This window comes from Salirhabdus sp. Marseille-P4669 (assembly GCF_900240405.1).
Taxonomy (GTDB): domain Bacteria; phylum Bacillota; class Bacilli; order Bacillales; family Alkalibacillaceae; genus OEQK01.
Genome location: NZ_OEQK01000007.1, coordinates 12,743 through 27,960 on the forward strand (window position 1 = coordinate 12,743; position 15,218 = coordinate 27,960).

Below are 15,218 nucleotides of genomic sequence, written 5' to 3' on the forward strand. Positions count from 1 at the left end.
ATGCCAATTATGAGTAATAAAACAAGAAAAGCTAGGGGCGTAATAATTATGTGTGTGAAGTTTGTTAATTTATAGTGTGGGCGAGTAAGAATGTTTTAAGTGAGGTGCTAACATTTTGCTAACGCAATCCAGTGAAAAGGAATAGATCCCAGACCTTAGGGTTGTATGATGTAATAAACATCATATAACCCTTATCTATCTATCAAAGATTTAAGGTTATGGGACTTTCCCGTGACCTTTTTTATTATTTTATTAGTTCGATTTTCGGAAAATTTTTTGCTGGATTTTACCTTCTATATGTTGAATCCATATGGGAAACGTTATGTAAAATGAATCAAAAGGGAATGAATAGGATGGAGGAGTCCTTATATCTCTTTCAATGATTAAAAAAAGGAAAAAGTCCTAATAACAAATGAAAGGAAGATTGAATAATGAACCAGTGGAATGAGCGTTTTCAGACAACGAATTATATTTATGGAACGGCACCAAATGTTTTTCTAAAGGATTACCATAAAAAACTAAACATTTCTGGTGCTGCCCTGGCCATAGCAGAAGGCGAAGGGCGTAATGCTGTTTACTTGGCTGAACAAGGTATGGACGTTACAACTTGGGATTATGCTGAATCTGGGCTAGCAAAAACAAATAGGCTTGCAAAAGTACGAGGTGTCAGCGTTTCCACGGAGCTAGTAGACTTAAAAGAAGCAAGATGGAGTGAAGAACAATGGGATGAAATTGTATGTATATATGGGCATTTCCCCAAAGAAATTCGCAAGAAAACACTTCAAGGTGTAAAGAAAGCTATTAAAAAGGGAGGATATTTTCTTTCGGAGGTGTATTCAAATTATCAAATTCCTTATAAGAGTGGAGGACCTCAAGATGTAGAATTCTTGTACAAACCTGAGGAATTTCTCCAAACCTTTTCTGATTGGCGTATTCTCCATTTCTTTATGGGGGAAGTTGTCCGTCATGAAGGGGAAAAGCATAATGGACTTTCCCATGTGATACAGTTTGTTGGACAAAAACCATAAGATATTAAATGTGATTGATCATCGGAACGGCCAAGTATTCAATTGATGATTAAGTGAAATATCAAGTTACAAATAATTAAGATGGTAATCTGTCTGTTCAACAGCATACCGACAATAGTTTGTAGTTGGTAACTTCTTTCTATTATATTTAATATTGCTATCTTGTTTACACTTGAAAGCACGATTGGGTTATATAAAAATTTATTTAGGAAACATGTACCCTATACAAATTTTATTCATTCATCGGGGCTGCTTCCCAATATAGTAATCACCTATTTTGCAGATTTTTATTTATTATTATTACATCTATTGTATATTCATACACTAAATTGTTTGGGAGTTTGATAGAATATTTATATAAAATTTATTGAGATGGGGGAGATATAATGGATTTGTTTTTAACATATGTTTTAGTAGGACTTTCTGTTGCAATGCCAGTTGGTGCCATCACGGTAGAAATGTCTAAGCAAGGGCTGAAAAACGGTTTTATCCACGGTTGGGCTGTGGGTCTAGGTGGAATGACAATTGATTTAATACTCATCGTTGTTCTTTACTTCGGTCTAGCTTCAATTCTTCAAATTCCTTATATTCAGGTCCCTATGTGGTTAATTGGTGCGGTGTTTTTATTTCTAATTGGATATGAATCGGTTAAGAATGCTGATAAAGATATAACACTAACAGGGGAGAAGCCCAATAAGTCATTTACCTCCTCTTATCGGAATGGGTTCCTTGTTGCTATTTCCCCCGGAAACATTGTTTTTTGGCTAAGTGTTTTTGGCACAGTATTATCTAACACATATGATACTTCAGAGCCGGTGATGTTTTTAATTATTGCTGCAGGAGTATTGACGGGGATATTGCTTCACGATATAGGGTTGCTAACCATTTTGGCTTACACTAGAAAGATAATGAGCCGAACAATGATAAAGTCCTTCTCCATTTTTGCTGGGTTAGTGTTAATTGGTTTTGCTGGTTATTTTATTTATGAGTTCATTGTTGGTATGAATAAACTGATTTAAAAAATTAAATAACCAATACTTGACCGTACTGCACAATGATGAAACAATTCCTTGAGGCTCAAGGGCTAAACTACAAAGAAGTAAATGTGCAGACAGATCCTATTGCCGCTGAAAGATTGGTGCAAGAAACTGGACAGATGGGTGTACCGCAAACAAAGGTGAATGGCTACTGGATTCTTGGATTTGATCCAGAGAAGCTGATGCAATATGTAAAAAAATAGGCAAAAAAAAGAGGCTTAGTCCTCTTTTTTTTGCCTATTTGACTTAATCGACTAGTAGTCTTTACTGTTAAATTTCGCTTTCTTGTTGTCTAGTTATATTTCCCCTCAACTTTACAATGCATCCGCCTTCATTATTAGGATTAACCGAGATTTGATCCACTTAAATACTATATCTATATCCCAATTTTAAATAAACCTCTTTTTATTCATCTCTTTTCTATGTAAGCTAATTAAAAGTAACTTCAATAAGTCTTTTAAAAAATAGATTACTAGAATATATGTTACCAGCTAATTTAAATTATTTTTTTGAAACCTTTTATCTCATCTGTCGTCTAACGTTTGAATTTTTATAAAGGGGAGGTGTCTATGAATTGAAGCAGCTTCGTTTAATCGAACAACAAGGAGTCGTATCTAAAGAGGATAAGCTAATGGAACTTATGGATACTTATGGAGATATGGTAAAGAAAATAGCTTATACATACGTAAAGGACATGAATTTAGCTGAAGATATAGCTCAGGATGTGTTCGTTAATTGCTACAATCATTTGGAACTTTTTAAAGAAAATTCATCCCATAAAACATGGCTATATCGCATTGCGGTCAACCGCTGCAAGGATGTATTGAAAAGCAATGCTTACAAACGTTTTCTTCCATTTAATAAAATATCCGCACGGTCATACGAAAAAACACCCGAGGTAAAAGTTATTGAGGATAGTACCAACAAGGGCGTGACGAACGCTTTAATGAGTTTACCCCCGAAGTATCGAGAAGTACTTTTTCTCTTTTATTATGAGGAATTAAAAATAAAGGAAATTAGTGACATCATCAACCTTAATGAGTCGACAATTAAAACAAGATTAAGGCGAGGCAAGCTATTATTGAAAAAGGAATTAGAAAGGAGACGAATTGAGTTATGAACGATAAAGACTTCTTTCAATTAAAAGAACAGCTTGATAAAGAATCGTATCAACATATATCTTTTTCAGAAAATGAGAAGGGACGTGTCATGATGAGAATTTCAGAAAAAGAAAAGCACAATAAAAGGAAAATTGGACAAACCATCGTATTAACCATCGCAACACTTTTCGTTGTCGTTGGTGGTGGTGCGCTAGCAATTAGTGAAATTCAGAAGAGTCCAGAGGCAACTGTCGAGAAAAGTGTAGATGTAACCGAGGAAGCCCCGGTGGAGGATATACAAGTGAATGAGGATGATACAGAAATGACATCTAATGCTAGTGAGGATACACTTGATGACAAGGCTTGGGAAGATAAGACAATTACAGAAGGATTAACAGAGAATGATCCACAAAATGTCCAGGAATTCATTGCACAATTTGATGAGATTTATAAAGAGCCATTACCAGAGCAGTATTCAGATGACCCTGCACTCTATTACCAAATTGGTGCCATGCTTATTTTTACTAGCCTAGATATGAATTATAAAGCAGAAGGAGTTGCTGTGGAAAAGGATTTGCAGAATCTAAGAGATGTAGCTGCTATCGTTAGGGAAGAGCATGAGGCAAGATATGCTCATTTGGGATTAGAAAACGAAAATCCCCATAAATATGAAGACCAATTTAAGGAACCAAGTGAGAGATTGGAGCAAGGGCATGTCTATGTGAAAGCACTTCTAAATGATTTAAACATAGCGCTTAATGATGCAGAAGGAACAACAGAAGGATATACGTATATGCTAGATGGGGAGAAAATAGAGGAACTAGAAGCGTTTATTCGTAATGAGTAAATTTTAAAATACTAATCTATTTAGTAAAGTAAGAAAAATAGGAGTGATAAACGCTTCTAATCCTGGGATCCTCATGTTAAAATTGAATTACACGCATCTCCCTTTTGTTTTTGTTTATTGGTCTAAACAAAGTCAAACAAAATAGGAGATTGCGTGTTTGTTTTTTTTTCTGAATTTTATCTTCACCCCAACAAATACCATAATAAAAAAACACCCCGAAGTTCTTTCGGGATGCGTTTCCATCTCCTGACAGATGAGACGTTCTTTTATTCGTTATCCAATACTTGCTTCATTACTTCGATTTTACCAAGCATTTCAGCTTCGCGATGGGAGAGCATAATTAGTAAGTCCTCATGTGTTTCGACGCTACCATAAGGAACCTTGAACTTCACGTTTGATTTCCAAAATAGCTCTCCAAAGCTGTTGATTCGGTTTTGTTGATCAACTAAATCCTCGAATAATTGCTCAAGACTAGGTGCTTTTATAGTCCAATCAGCAGCTTTTTTATCAGAACTAAATAATTCAGCATATTCTTGAGGGATTTTTTGTGAATTTTTCTGGCTGACAAACAATAGCTTCTCATTTATAAAAAGGATGTTGCCGATATACCAGCGAATTGTATTATCAAAGTATTTAGACTGCTGATCCAAGAGGTCCTCATCTAAATCTTTAATGAACGTAAGTAAAGAAGTTCTTGCAAGGTTAAATTGTTTAAGAACAGACATGTTACTTCCTCCTATTAAATTGTTCCTCTTAAGTATAGTGGAAATACGTTGAAGGGACAAGAAACGTGCCCTCTATAACTTGTCCATTATTTTCCGGAATATTTTTTAGAATTTCTTTTTGTGAACATAATGGGAGTATAGTATAGTTATAGTATGTATCCTTTTTACTAAAAATTTTGATTATTATATGGGAGGAGTCTCGATAAATGACCCAGCAAACATTTTTAATGAATCATAAGGTTGGAAAACTTTTAAGCAACATTAAAAAGGTTATCATTGGTAAAGATGAAGTAGCAAAGCTAAGTGTGGTTGCATTGCTCGCTAAAGGACATGTGTTGCTTGAGGATGTTCCTGGAGTAGGGAAGACGATGCTTGTTCGAGCGTTGGCAAAATCTTTAAGTTGCGATTTTACTAGAATTCAATTTACGCCAGACCTACTGCCATCCGATGTAACAGGTGTATCCATATATAACCCGAAGGAACTTCAATTTGAATTTCGTCCTGGACCAATTTTAGGTAATATCGTTTTAGCTGATGAAATTAACCGTACATCTCCGAAAACACAATCCGCACTATTAGAAGGCATGGAAGAAAAAAGCATTACAGTAGATGGTACCTCCATCCCGTTAAATAAACCTTTCTTTGTTATGGCTACCCAGAATCCAATTGAATACGAAGGGACATACCCACTACCAGAAGCCCAGCTTGACCGGTTCTTATTAAAGTTGAATATGGGATATCCTTCTCAGCTAGAAGAAATCGAGATGCTCAAAAGAACCTCTGGTACCCATCCAATTGATTCTATCGAAGCGATTATGGAAAAGGAAGAATTAATAGAGTTGCAGCAGCAGGTGGATGACATTTTTATCAACGAATCCATTCAACGCTATATTGTGGATATTGTAAGTGGAACAAGGGAGCATGCAAAGGTCTTTCTAGGTGCAAGTCCACGTGCGTCCATCGCATTAATGAAAGCAGCGAAAGCATATGCGTTAATTCAAGATCGAGATTATGTTGTGCCCGATGATGTGAAATATTTAGCGCCATTTGTTTTATCCCATCGTTTAATTCTTACATCTGAAGGTAAATTTGAAGGGAAGAGTGAAAGAGCTATTGTGGAAGAAGTATTAGCTCAAGTAAAAGTGCCAATAGATAGGGGAGTACAATGAAGCGAACCATTCTTTTTAGCTTAAAGTTTTTAACGATTCTACTATTTGTCGGCATATTATTCGCATATGCAATGTTCCAAGGTGGATTTGTTAGCTGGTTTCTCTTTTTTGGTTCTCTACCAATTTTCCTATATATGGCGTTGTTACTTATTTACCCTATTTCCAATATTAAAATAGAGCGAAATATAAAACAGAATATTATCGAAGCTGGGAATGATGTGAAAATCGAAATCGTCTTTAAACGGAATCCACTTTTCCCGCTTTATTACTGCATTATTGAAGATATTATGCCTGATTCCATTGGTTATCGGGATACGAAGCATAAAAAGTTTAAGTATTTATCCAAACCCGACGCGTTAAAGGAAAAGCAAGGGGCGAAAAAAGTAATCTTTCCCTGGCTGAAAAGAACGTTTTCCTTTGTATATACATTGAAGCATGTTCCAAGAGGAGAGCATGTTTTAAATCAGTTGCGAATCGTGGTTGGAGATTTTACTGGAACGGTGAAAAAGGAAAAAATTTTTAATGTGGAAAGCAAATTACAAGTCTTTCCTGCAAAACGAAAGGTGACCCTTCATAAAACAGCAGCAAGCTTTGAAGAAGGTGTTTCCAACTCGCTAAATCGCACCATTAACAATACGACCGTTGTTGCAGGTGTACGTAATTATGCACCAGGAGACAGAGTGGCGTGGATTGATTGGAAAGCGAGTGCGAGGAAAAATGAGATGATGACGAAAGAGTTTGAGCAAGAGAAGAGTCAGGATATGCTTCTGTTGTTTGATGCAACAAGCTATGAAAATATGAATTGGTTAGCCTTTGAGGGTGCAATAGAATTGGGAAACGCGTTACTTAATTCCCTCCATGGAGAAGCGGCACGACTAATGTTCACCTCTTTTGGTGCAACAAGGGAAACGTTTGCGATCAACCATGATATTTCAAGTAATCAAAACGTATTAAAATACTTAACCTCTTTAAGGCCACAAGCCTCTTTACCGTTTGCCAAAGCCTTAAAGCAGGAGGTAAGTCTATTGCAACGAGGCTATTCGTTGATGATTATTACCACAAACTTTTCTAGAGAGTTATACGACGTTCTTTTGGAATTAAAGCTAAAAAGTCCAAGAGTTGTATTGTTCTTAGTAAAGGATTTAACCTCTTTTTCGAAAGAGGAGCAAGATTTATTTAAACGGCTGAAAAACTATGGAATTATTCTCAATATCATAACAGAAGAAAAATTAATCCACCAAAGTTTTGAGGTGAATGCATAATGGCACTTAAAAATATGCACAATCGCCAAGCAATATTAGACACAATCGTTTATATTGGTAGCTTTTTTCTATTTTGGGAATGGCTTAGACCACTTGAACAAATTACCGATACCGCTGATATTTTTATCTTTGTGCTTTATACAGCTTTTTGTTTTTTTCTCTCCTATATGCAATTGAAGTGGTGGATTGGGTCTCCATTAAAGCTAGTAGGGTTACTCTTTATATTAGATGGACTCTTTTTCTATGATCCATTTCTATCGAAGGAGTGGAGAATTCAATTTATAAATGAAATTCAATTTAATATTAGTGCAATGATGAACCAAGAATGGTGGGAAATGACGTCCATCTTCCGTTCTCTACTCTTTCTTATTCTATTATGGCTTATGAGTTATTTACTCTACTATTGGTTCGTAGTTGCTAAGCGTGTGGTGTTTTTCGTTCTCCTAACCTTTATTTATTTAACGGTTATTGATACATTCACCGCTTACGATGGCACCTATGCTATTGTCCGTACCTTTTTAATTTCATTAATTATAGTAGGATTAGCGAACTTTCAACGGATATTAATGAAGGAGAAAATATTCCGGATTCCAAAGGATAAATACGTATCCTGGATCATGCCTCTAGTAACGGTTATTCTCCTATCCAGTATTATTGGTTATGCTGCGCCTAAGTTTTCACCACAGTGGCCTGACCCCGTACCTTTTATTAAAAGTGCTGCAGCTGGTGCAGGTGGGGAAGGATCTGGTTCAGGCATAAAAAAGGTGGGTTACGGGGAGAACGATGAGCGCCTCGGCGGTTCCTTTGTTCAAGACGAAACAGTTGTATTTCATGCTACCGTTGAAAATGGGCAGTATTGGAAAATTGAAACAAAGGACGTTTATACAGGCAAAGGCTGGGTTCGCTCTAATGATGACGAGCCTTTTGTAGATAGTACGGATGGTTCTATTGAAATGAATGATTTTTCCCCTGTTGTAGAAACGGTTAGTAAAAACGGCGAGCTCGCGTTTAACCCTACAGAGAAACTACCTAAGTTGGCATATCCCTATGGTGTTTCATCGGTTTCCGCCAATGAGCCGGTTGCATTTTATTCTTATCGACAGCAGTCAAACGAAATTTATGCTTTGAATACTGAGGGAGATACGACCGAATTAATCCAATATGAAGTTGGTTTTCATGAACCGACGTATTCCTTAAAAGCATTACGAGAAGTCGATGAAAATGCAGATCCAGAGGAGGTGAAGGAACAATATACCCAAGTTCCTGAAAATTTACCGGAAAGGGTACAGGAGCTTGCATTAGAATTAACAGCAGAAGAAACAAATCGTTACGACAAAGCGAAGGCAATTGAAGACTATTTAGACTCAGCTCGTTTTCAATATAGTACAACAGGTGTAGCAGTACCGGGCGAAGATGAGGATTATGTCGATCAATTTTTATTTGAAACCCAAATTGGTTATTGTGATAATTTCTCCACTTCCATGGTGGTATTGCTACGCTCATTGGATATTCCTGCAAGATGGGTAAAAGGATTTGCGCCTGGTGAAGAAATGGACCAATTAGAAAATGGCCAACGTGTATATGAAGTAACAAATGCCAATGCCCATTCATGGGTTGAAGTGTACTTCCCAGAAATCGGCTGGGTACCATTTGAACCAACCAAAGGCTTTTTTAACCCGACAGACTTTACTTCCGGATTAGATTTGGAAGAGTTAATAAACAACCAAGAGGATAAACCGGATGTTCCTGCAAGCAATATGGAAGAGCCGAAAGAGGAAGAAAAGGAAGAAAATAGTACAGCAGCTCGTAACTGGTCTATCGATATCGATTGGAAGGATGTTTTTGTTGGAGCGAGTGTGCTTCTAATTGTCGGCTTGATTCTTTATGTAACAAGGTTTAAATGGTTAACTTGGTACAAAATAAAGAAATATCGAAAAAAGGCAGACTTAGAAACATATGTGAAAGAATATAAATTTTTATTAGCGTTACTCGCGAAAAAAGGGCTAAAGCTCCAGTCAGATCAAACGTTACGAGAATTCGCGATTGAAGTGGATAAGAAGCTGCACACCATTGAAATGCGTAGATTGACAAGTCAATATGAGAAGATTCTTTACAAGAAGGACCCAGACGAGACCCAGTGGGGTAAATTAACCGAGCACTGGGAGACGTTAATCAATCGGATATTAACGAATTTGTAGGTATAAAAATCGAACATTAATAAATAATGTTATAAAAATATTCGTTAATAGATTGACAATTTGCTAGTATGGATGTACTATATGTAATGTAATCAAGTAAATAACACCGTCGTATAATTTTGGGGATAAGGCCCATAAGTTTCTACCGGACTACCGTAAATAGTCTGACTACGAGGTGATTGCATATAGTACGTTCCTTTTTTATGTGCAATTTCCGTCCGTATGTAGAACACTCATGGCCACAAGCCTGGGTGTTTTTTCTTTTGGGGAAATTTTTTGTGACTCGCCCCTTAGAGGTTTGTAGAGTTTGGTTAGTGCCAATATACGGTGTGAAAAATGGGGAGGAAAAGAGAGTGAAAAAGTACTTTAAGTTTGATGAACTTGGTACAAATTATCGCAAGGAAACGATAGCGGGTATTACTACGTTTTTATCGATGGCTTATATTTTATTTGTGAACCCGAATATTTTAACATTATCCGATATTGAAGATGTACCAAATCGAATGGATGTAGGAGCGGTATTTACTGCTACAGCACTAGCTGCGGCAATTGGTACTTTAATTATGGGATTACTTGCTAAATACCCAATTGCGCTAGCACCTGGAATGGGGTTAAACGCATTCTTCGCTTATACAGTAGTGTTAACTTGGGGGATTCCTTGGGAAACAGCTTTAGCAGGTGTATTGGTATCTGGACTTATTTTTATTCTTATTACCGTTACAGGTATTCGTGAAACGATTATTAATGCAATACCAGCACAATTGAAGCTAGCGGTAGGTGCAGGTATTGGACTCTTTATCGCATTTATCGGTTTGATCAATGCTGGTATAGTCGTCGATGATCCAGCAACATTGGTTGCATTAGGTGATATTACAGAGCCTACGACGTTATTAGCAGTATTCGGTATCGTAATCACCGTAATCCTGTTAGTAAAAGGTGTGAAAGGCGGAATCTTCTACGGTATGATCATTACTGCTATTGCAGGAATGGTTGTTGGACTAATCGACCCACCAGCCAAGGTAGTCGATTCGATACCGAGTCTTGCACCTACATTTGGTCAAGCGTTCGCGCATTTTGGTGATATCTTTACAATTGAGATGTTAGTTGTCATTTTAACTTTCTTATTCGTAGACTTTTTTGATACAGCAGGAACACTAGTTGCAGTTGCGAGCCAGGCTGGTTTTATCAAAGACAACAAATTACCACGCGCTGGTAAAGCCTTATTTGCAGACTCTGCAGCAACAGTAGTAGGGGCATCATTAGGAACATCCACTACAACATCCTTTGTAGAATCGACTGCAGGTGTTGGAGCGGGAGGAAGAACTGGTTTTGCATCTGTTATCACAGCAATTCTATTCTTGCTTGCATTATTCTTCTCGCCATTATTAGCAGTTGTCACAACGGAAGTAACTGCTGCAGCCTTAGTTATAGTTGGTGTGTTAATGGCAGCCAACTTAAAACACATTGAATGGGATAAACTAGAGATCGCAGTCCCAGCATTTTTAACAGTATTAGCAATGCCACTAACCTATAGCATTGCTACCGGTATTGCAATTGGATTTGTATTCTATCCAATTACCATGCTTTTAAAAGGTCGTGCTAAAGAGATTCACTGGATTATGTACGTTTTATTCTTCGTTTTCGCAGCTTACTTTGTATTCATAAGCCCAGGTTTATAGAATCATAGAGTACCAGTCTGGCTAGATGCCAGGCTGGTTTTTTTATGGTGTGGGTGCGTGGGACATAGGATGCGGCGGATGGGATAAGAGGGGCGGGTTGGTTGATAAACTGGATGGGACATAAGATGGGGAGGATGGAACATAAATCCCGGGGAATGGAACACAAGGGTCGTGCGGGTTGATAAGTTGCATGGGATGGAACAAAAACCGAGTAAGGTGGAACACAAGATGGGGAGGATGGAACATAAATCCCGGGGAATGGAACACAAGGGTCGTGCGGGTTGATAAGTTGCATGGGATGGAACAAAAACCGAGTCATGGGATGGAACAAAAACCGAGTAAGGTGGAACACAAGATGGGGAGGATGGAACATAAATCCCGGGGAATGGAACACAAGGGTCGTGCGGGTTGATAAGTTGCATGGGATGGAACAAAAACCGAGTTAGGTGGAACATAAGATGGGGAGGATGGAACATAAATCCCGGGGGATGAAACACAAGGGTCGTGCGGGTTGATAAAAGTCGAAAGTTGGAACAAAAACCGAGTAAGGTGGAACACAAGATGGGGAGGATGGAACATAAATCCCTGGGGATGGAACACAAGGGTCGTGCGGGTTGATAAAAGTCGAAAGTTGGAACATAGACCGAGTAAGGTGGAACACAAGATGGGGAGGATGGAACATAAATCCCGGGGAATGGAACACAAGGGTCGTGCGGGTTGATAAGTTGCATGGGATGGAACAAAAACCGAGTAAGGTGGAACACAAGATGGGGAGGATGGAACATAAATCCCTGGGGATGGAACACAAGTAGCGTGCAGGTTGATAAGCACCGTGAGTTGAAACATACACCGAGTATGATGGAACACAAAGTGGAGAGCTTGAAACATAAACCCCAAGGGATGGAACATAAAGAACAGGTCGGTCGATAAAAGGCTTGAGTTGAATCACAAATCGGATAATCTGAATCATAAAACAAAATAAGTGGAACAAAGCCGTCGTAAACTGAACGATAAACCTTGATCTTTGGAACACAAAACCCAGCTGGTAACTTATCGTTCAAATGATGTACCATAAAACTCAATCTTTGATACATTAATCAGCTTTTTTGAAACACAATACCCAGACACTGAAACATATCCGCACAGCCTCAAAGCCGCGCCCACAAAAGATATGATTTATACATAATAAAAAAGGGTTTCCCGCTACATTTGTCGAAATATAGAGAAAAAGTATAAGGATGTGATTAATTGATTGTTTTTAAACGAGAAGTACCAATGATGATCAAGCTGTTAGAGGCTTTACTCCGTCGTATCCCCCAAAACCACTCGAAGCGTTCAGAAATAGAGGTAGAATTAAGTAAGTACAGAGCTGGATTTAAGGGTGAGCAGTCTTTAGACTATTATTTAGATTTTCTCCCTGAACAAGATTTTCTCATTTTACATGGTTTAAGACTCCCGTTTAAAGATTACCACTTTCAAATAGATACATTAATGCTATCCAGGTCATTTTTCCTCCTCATTGAAGTTAAAAATATTGGTGGCAACCTGTTGTTTGAGGATACATATAAACAATTTCTTCGCATTCTGGATAATGGTGAGAAGGAAGTGTATAAGGAACCAGTACAGCAGGTGAAAATGCAGCAATTTCAGCTTTCCTATTTATTAAATGAGTGGAAATTTCCATCTATTCCAATTGAACATCTTGTTGTGTTTGCGAATCCGAAAGCCATTTTGCAAACGAGCAATCCTAGCTCCGAATATACCAAAAAGGTCATTACGAGCCCTGGGTTATTAGATAAAATCAATGAAATAAAGACAAGGCGAAAGGAAGAATACATAACAGGAAAGGATCTTCGGAAGATTGCTAGAAACTTGATTAAAAAACATGTGCCGGCCAAACCTGATATTTACCATAAGTTTGAAATTTCTCCATCTGATATTAAGCCAGGTGTTTTTTGTTCCAATTGTGATACGACATGTATGAGAAGGAAATCTGGCAGATGGATTTGCACAGAATGCAAAAGTTCCTCACTTCATGCCCACATTGAAGCCCTCGAGGATTATTCCTTTTTAATTAGTTCTAAAATTACCAATCGACAAGCAAGAGAATATTTGCATATCTCTTCTCGGACGACCATGCATCGAATATTAAAAGAAATGAATTTAAAGCATACGGGCTCAAAAAAGAACCGGGCATATGTACTGGAATTTGATTTGTGAAATGAGGTGACCCGGCACGCAAATTACAAGCGCATCTGCTAGAACAGAAGCTTCATATTCTCCTTCACATGGTTAACATTTTTCATCCCCACCATTGTAGCTAAAATGCCATTCGTATTCAGTATTTCCCTCAATTCTCGTTTTGGATCTCGACCCTTTTTCAAAACAGTACCTAAATGGAATGGTGAACTTGTGGTGGTGTGAATTCCAAGTAACTTGGCGGCATTTATTAAAGTATGCCATTCGTCATTTACTTTTTGATTTTTCGTAGTCTGTGCTTCTGGCATGTTCGAGTTTAGTGGGAATTGAATAAACTTAAAGTGATGTTTTTCTCCATTTACCTTATGAGCAATACTCACAACCCGCTCCAATGAGATGTAACCCGCTTCTTTTGGATCACAAGTTAGTCCAGTCCATGTTGCAATTCCATAAAAACGGATTGTACCTTTTTTCACTTGGCTTTCAAAAAAGTTCAGTAAATGCTCTAGCTTTTTATAAAACCTCTCTTCTCCTAAAGCCATCATAGAAATCTCGGGGTTATGTAAATAATAGATATCAATGGTGTCTAAGTGAAGATGACTTCTACTTTGTTGAATGGCAAACTCAAAGTAGCTTGGGGCTAAGACGTGACGATGATGGTCGACTACATTAAGATCCGATTCTGTTATTATTTGTTGATCTAGTAAGATGGTTTTTAAATAATCCTTAGGTACTAGATTTGCTTCGATATCACCTGGGATTATCCCAGCTTTTGTTGAAATAATAACTTTATTTCGATGAATTACGTTTTCTTCGTAAATCAACTTTTTCAAAACAAATCCAATATCCCTTTCCGAACGCATTCCTCGATAATTGATAGCGGTATCTATGAAATTAATGCCATTTTTTAGTGCATAGGATATGGATTGGCGATATAGGTTCGAGTCTGCTATATTCATTTCCCCTAAGTGGGTACCGATTGCAATGGGGGAGGTCATAAAATAAGGTGTATTACGGAATGAAAAAGGAAATGATTGTGCATAGCTTGAAGTACCAGGTAAAGAAGCAAAGCCTTTAATCAACGTACATCCCTCCTAACGTAACACCATAATACCGGAAAAAATCCTTCAATAAAATCCTAAAAAAGGAAGTTTTTATATGCTATACTTAAGGTAAGAACAAAAAATAATTACTAATTTCTAGTAATCTAAAAAAACGGTTGACCACGTCGACAAAAACTGATATATTTTAAAAGTCGTCAAAAGAATTAAATGGGCCTGTAGCTCAGCTGGTTAGAGCGCACGCCTGATAAGCGTGAGGTCGGTGGTTCGAGTCCACTCAGGCCCACCATCCTTTGGGGCCTTAGCTCAGCTGGGAGAGCGCCTGCCTTGCACGCAGGAGGTCAGCGGTTCGATCCCGCTAGGCTCCATACGCAAAAAGCCAGAAAGCAAAACAATGCTTTCTGGCTTTTTTGTATTGTTTTTCTCATTCTTTTGAATCTGTTACCATACCAGTAGGGATTTAATTTTCCAGAACTCGGATGGGTATTTTATTTTTCTTAGACTCTTTTTGAATGAGGCGATAAAGGGTAATGTATAATAGGCCGTTTTGATAAGTTGCATTTATTTTGTCACTGCGAACCGGAAAAGGAAGTTCTATTTTGCGTTCAAAGGTTCCTTGCAGAATTTCCTCTTGAATTAACTGTTTGGAACCTGCTTGAATTGTAATGATTCCTCGTATTTCAAGGATTGCATAATCAACTAGTACATCTACACTTTTAACATCTTTCATTCCAGGTATATTTACAATACAGCTTATTTCGTTATCTGATTTATAAAGATTAATTTGGGGTATAGGTGGTTTTACAATACCTTCAAACTGAGTCCAAAATTCTTCGCCAAAAAAATGGTCCATGTTGCTTTTCCAATCTTGCATTGTCTTGAAAGGATCCATAAAATAAACCTCCATATCATG

13 protein-coding genes, 2 tRNA genes and 1 riboswitch are annotated in these 15,218 nt (G+C 37.7%); of the genes, 12 read left to right on the forward strand and 3 right to left on the reverse strand.

The features are described 5' to 3' along the window. Positions 1-431 precede the first annotated feature (431 nt). The 5 genes from C1A05_RS13335 to C1A05_RS13355 all read left to right on the forward strand — a co-directional run bounded on the left by C1A05_RS13335 (position 432) and on the right by C1A05_RS13355 (position 4,012). Positions 432-1,028, forward strand: a complete 597-nt coding sequence (locus tag C1A05_RS13335; RefSeq protein WP_102028743.1) for an SAM-dependent methyltransferase — start codon at positions 432-434, stop codon at positions 1,026-1,028. A 386-nt stretch (positions 1,029-1,414) separates the two neighbouring features. After that, a complete protein-coding gene (locus C1A05_RS13340; protein ID WP_102028744.1) occupies positions 1,415-2,047 on the forward strand; it encodes a LysE family translocator in 633 nt (210 codons plus the stop codon). A gap of 35 nt (positions 2,048-2,082) precedes the next feature. Further along, complete coding sequence (locus tag C1A05_RS13345; protein ID WP_102028745.1) at positions 2,083-2,268, forward strand: glutaredoxin family protein; 186 nt, start codon at positions 2,083-2,085, stop codon at positions 2,266-2,268. Positions 2,269-2,639: 371 nt separating this feature from the next. Continuing rightward, a complete protein-coding gene (locus C1A05_RS13350; protein ID WP_102028746.1) occupies positions 2,640-3,185 on the forward strand; it encodes a sigma-70 family RNA polymerase sigma factor in 546 nt (181 codons plus the stop codon). Then, the gene (locus tag C1A05_RS13355) at positions 3,182-4,012 is read left to right on the forward strand and encodes a hypothetical protein (RefSeq protein ID WP_102028747.1); all 831 of its coding nucleotides are present in this window, start codon (positions 3,182-3,184) and stop codon (positions 4,010-4,012) included. Before C1A05_RS13350 ends, C1A05_RS13355 begins: the two co-directional genes overlap by 4 nt. A gap of 266 nt (positions 4,013-4,278) precedes the next feature. On the opposite strand, the gene C1A05_RS13360 is transcribed toward C1A05_RS13355, so the two are convergent. After that, positions 4,279-4,737 (reverse strand): DinB family protein, encoded by a 459-nt coding sequence (locus C1A05_RS13360; protein ID WP_102028748.1) that lies wholly within the window; start codon positions 4,735-4,737, stop codon positions 4,279-4,281. Between the two features lie 206 nt (positions 4,738-4,943). On the opposite strand from C1A05_RS13360, the gene C1A05_RS13365 reads away from it, so the two are divergent. The 5 genes from C1A05_RS13365 (at position 4,944) to C1A05_RS13400 (ending at position 13,265) form a co-directional block, all read left to right on the forward strand. After that, positions 4,944-5,906, forward strand: coding sequence for an AAA family ATPase (locus tag C1A05_RS13365; protein WP_102028749.1), 963 nt, complete (start codon positions 4,944-4,946; stop codon positions 5,904-5,906). After that, entirely contained in the window at positions 5,903-7,168 is a 1,266-nt protein-coding gene (locus C1A05_RS13370) for a DUF58 domain-containing protein (RefSeq protein ID WP_102028750.1), read from the forward strand. The genes C1A05_RS13365 and C1A05_RS13370 overlap by 4 nt, the downstream gene beginning before the upstream one ends. After that, positions 7,168-9,366 carry a transglutaminase-like domain-containing protein gene (locus C1A05_RS13375; RefSeq protein ID WP_102028751.1) on the forward strand — a complete coding sequence of 733 codons (2,199 nt, stop codon included), beginning with the start codon at positions 7,168-7,170 and terminating at the stop codon, positions 9,364-9,366. The genes C1A05_RS13370 and C1A05_RS13375 overlap by 1 nt, the downstream gene beginning before the upstream one ends. Positions 9,367-9,455: 89 nt before the next feature. Beyond that, positions 9,456-9,557: riboswitch (purine riboswitch) on the forward strand. A 162-nt stretch (positions 9,558-9,719) separates the two neighbouring features. After that, positions 9,720-11,045, forward strand: coding sequence for an NCS2 family permease (locus tag C1A05_RS13380; RefSeq protein WP_159462074.1), 1,326 nt, complete (start codon positions 9,720-9,722; stop codon positions 11,043-11,045). Between the two features lie 1,248 nt (positions 11,046-12,293). After that, on the forward strand, positions 12,294-13,265 hold the full coding sequence (locus tag C1A05_RS13400; RefSeq protein ID WP_102028755.1) for a nuclease-related domain-containing protein: 972 nt from the start codon (positions 12,294-12,296) through the stop codon (positions 13,263-13,265). A gap of 38 nt (positions 13,266-13,303) precedes the next feature. Here C1A05_RS13400 and C1A05_RS13405 read toward each other — a convergent pair whose 3' ends face one another. Next, entirely contained in the window at positions 13,304-14,326 is a 1,023-nt protein-coding gene (locus C1A05_RS13405; RefSeq protein WP_102028756.1) for an aldo/keto reductase, read from the reverse strand. Between the two features lie 191 nt (positions 14,327-14,517). Between C1A05_RS13405 and C1A05_RS13410 the strand changes: the two genes are divergently transcribed. Further along, positions 14,518-14,594 (forward strand) — tRNA-Ile (locus C1A05_RS13410). A gap of 6 nt (positions 14,595-14,600) precedes the next feature. After that, a tRNA-Ala gene (locus C1A05_RS13415) sits at positions 14,601-14,673 on the forward strand. A gap of 92 nt (positions 14,674-14,765) precedes the next feature. On the opposite strand, the gene C1A05_RS13420 is transcribed toward C1A05_RS13415, so the two are convergent. Continuing rightward, positions 14,766-15,197, reverse strand: coding sequence for an Hsp20/alpha crystallin family protein (locus C1A05_RS13420; protein WP_102028757.1), 432 nt, complete (start codon positions 15,195-15,197; stop codon positions 14,766-14,768). Positions 15,198-15,218 lie beyond the last annotated feature (21 nt).

Bases quoted from the DNA above. Each gene is read 5' to 3' on its own strand.
- C1A05_RS13370 (WP_102028750.1), top strand. From the start codon at position 5,903: ATGAAGCGAACCATTCTTTTTAGCTTAAAGTTTTTAACGATTCTACTA.
- C1A05_RS13420 (WP_102028757.1), bottom strand. From the start codon at position 15,197: ATGGATCCTTTCAAGACAATGCAAGATTGGAAAAGCAACATGGACCAT.
- C1A05_RS13365 (WP_102028749.1), top strand. From the start codon at position 4,944: ATGACCCAGCAAACATTTTTAATGAATCATAAGGTTGGAAAACTTTTA.
- C1A05_RS13375 (WP_102028751.1), top strand. From the start codon at position 7,168: ATGGCACTTAAAAATATGCACAATCGCCAAGCAATATTAGACACAATC.
- C1A05_RS13360 (WP_102028748.1), bottom strand. From the start codon at position 4,737: ATGTCTGTTCTTAAACAATTTAACCTTGCAAGAACTTCTTTACTTACG.
- C1A05_RS13340 (WP_102028744.1), top strand. From the start codon at position 1,415: ATGGATTTGTTTTTAACATATGTTTTAGTAGGACTTTCTGTTGCAATG.
- C1A05_RS13355 (WP_102028747.1), top strand. From the start codon at position 3,182: ATGAACGATAAAGACTTCTTTCAATTAAAAGAACAGCTTGATAAAGAA.
- C1A05_RS13335 (WP_102028743.1), top strand. From the start codon at position 432: ATGAACCAGTGGAATGAGCGTTTTCAGACAACGAATTATATTTATGGA.
- C1A05_RS13345 (WP_102028745.1), top strand. From the start codon at position 2,083: ATGATGAAACAATTCCTTGAGGCTCAAGGGCTAAACTACAAAGAAGTA.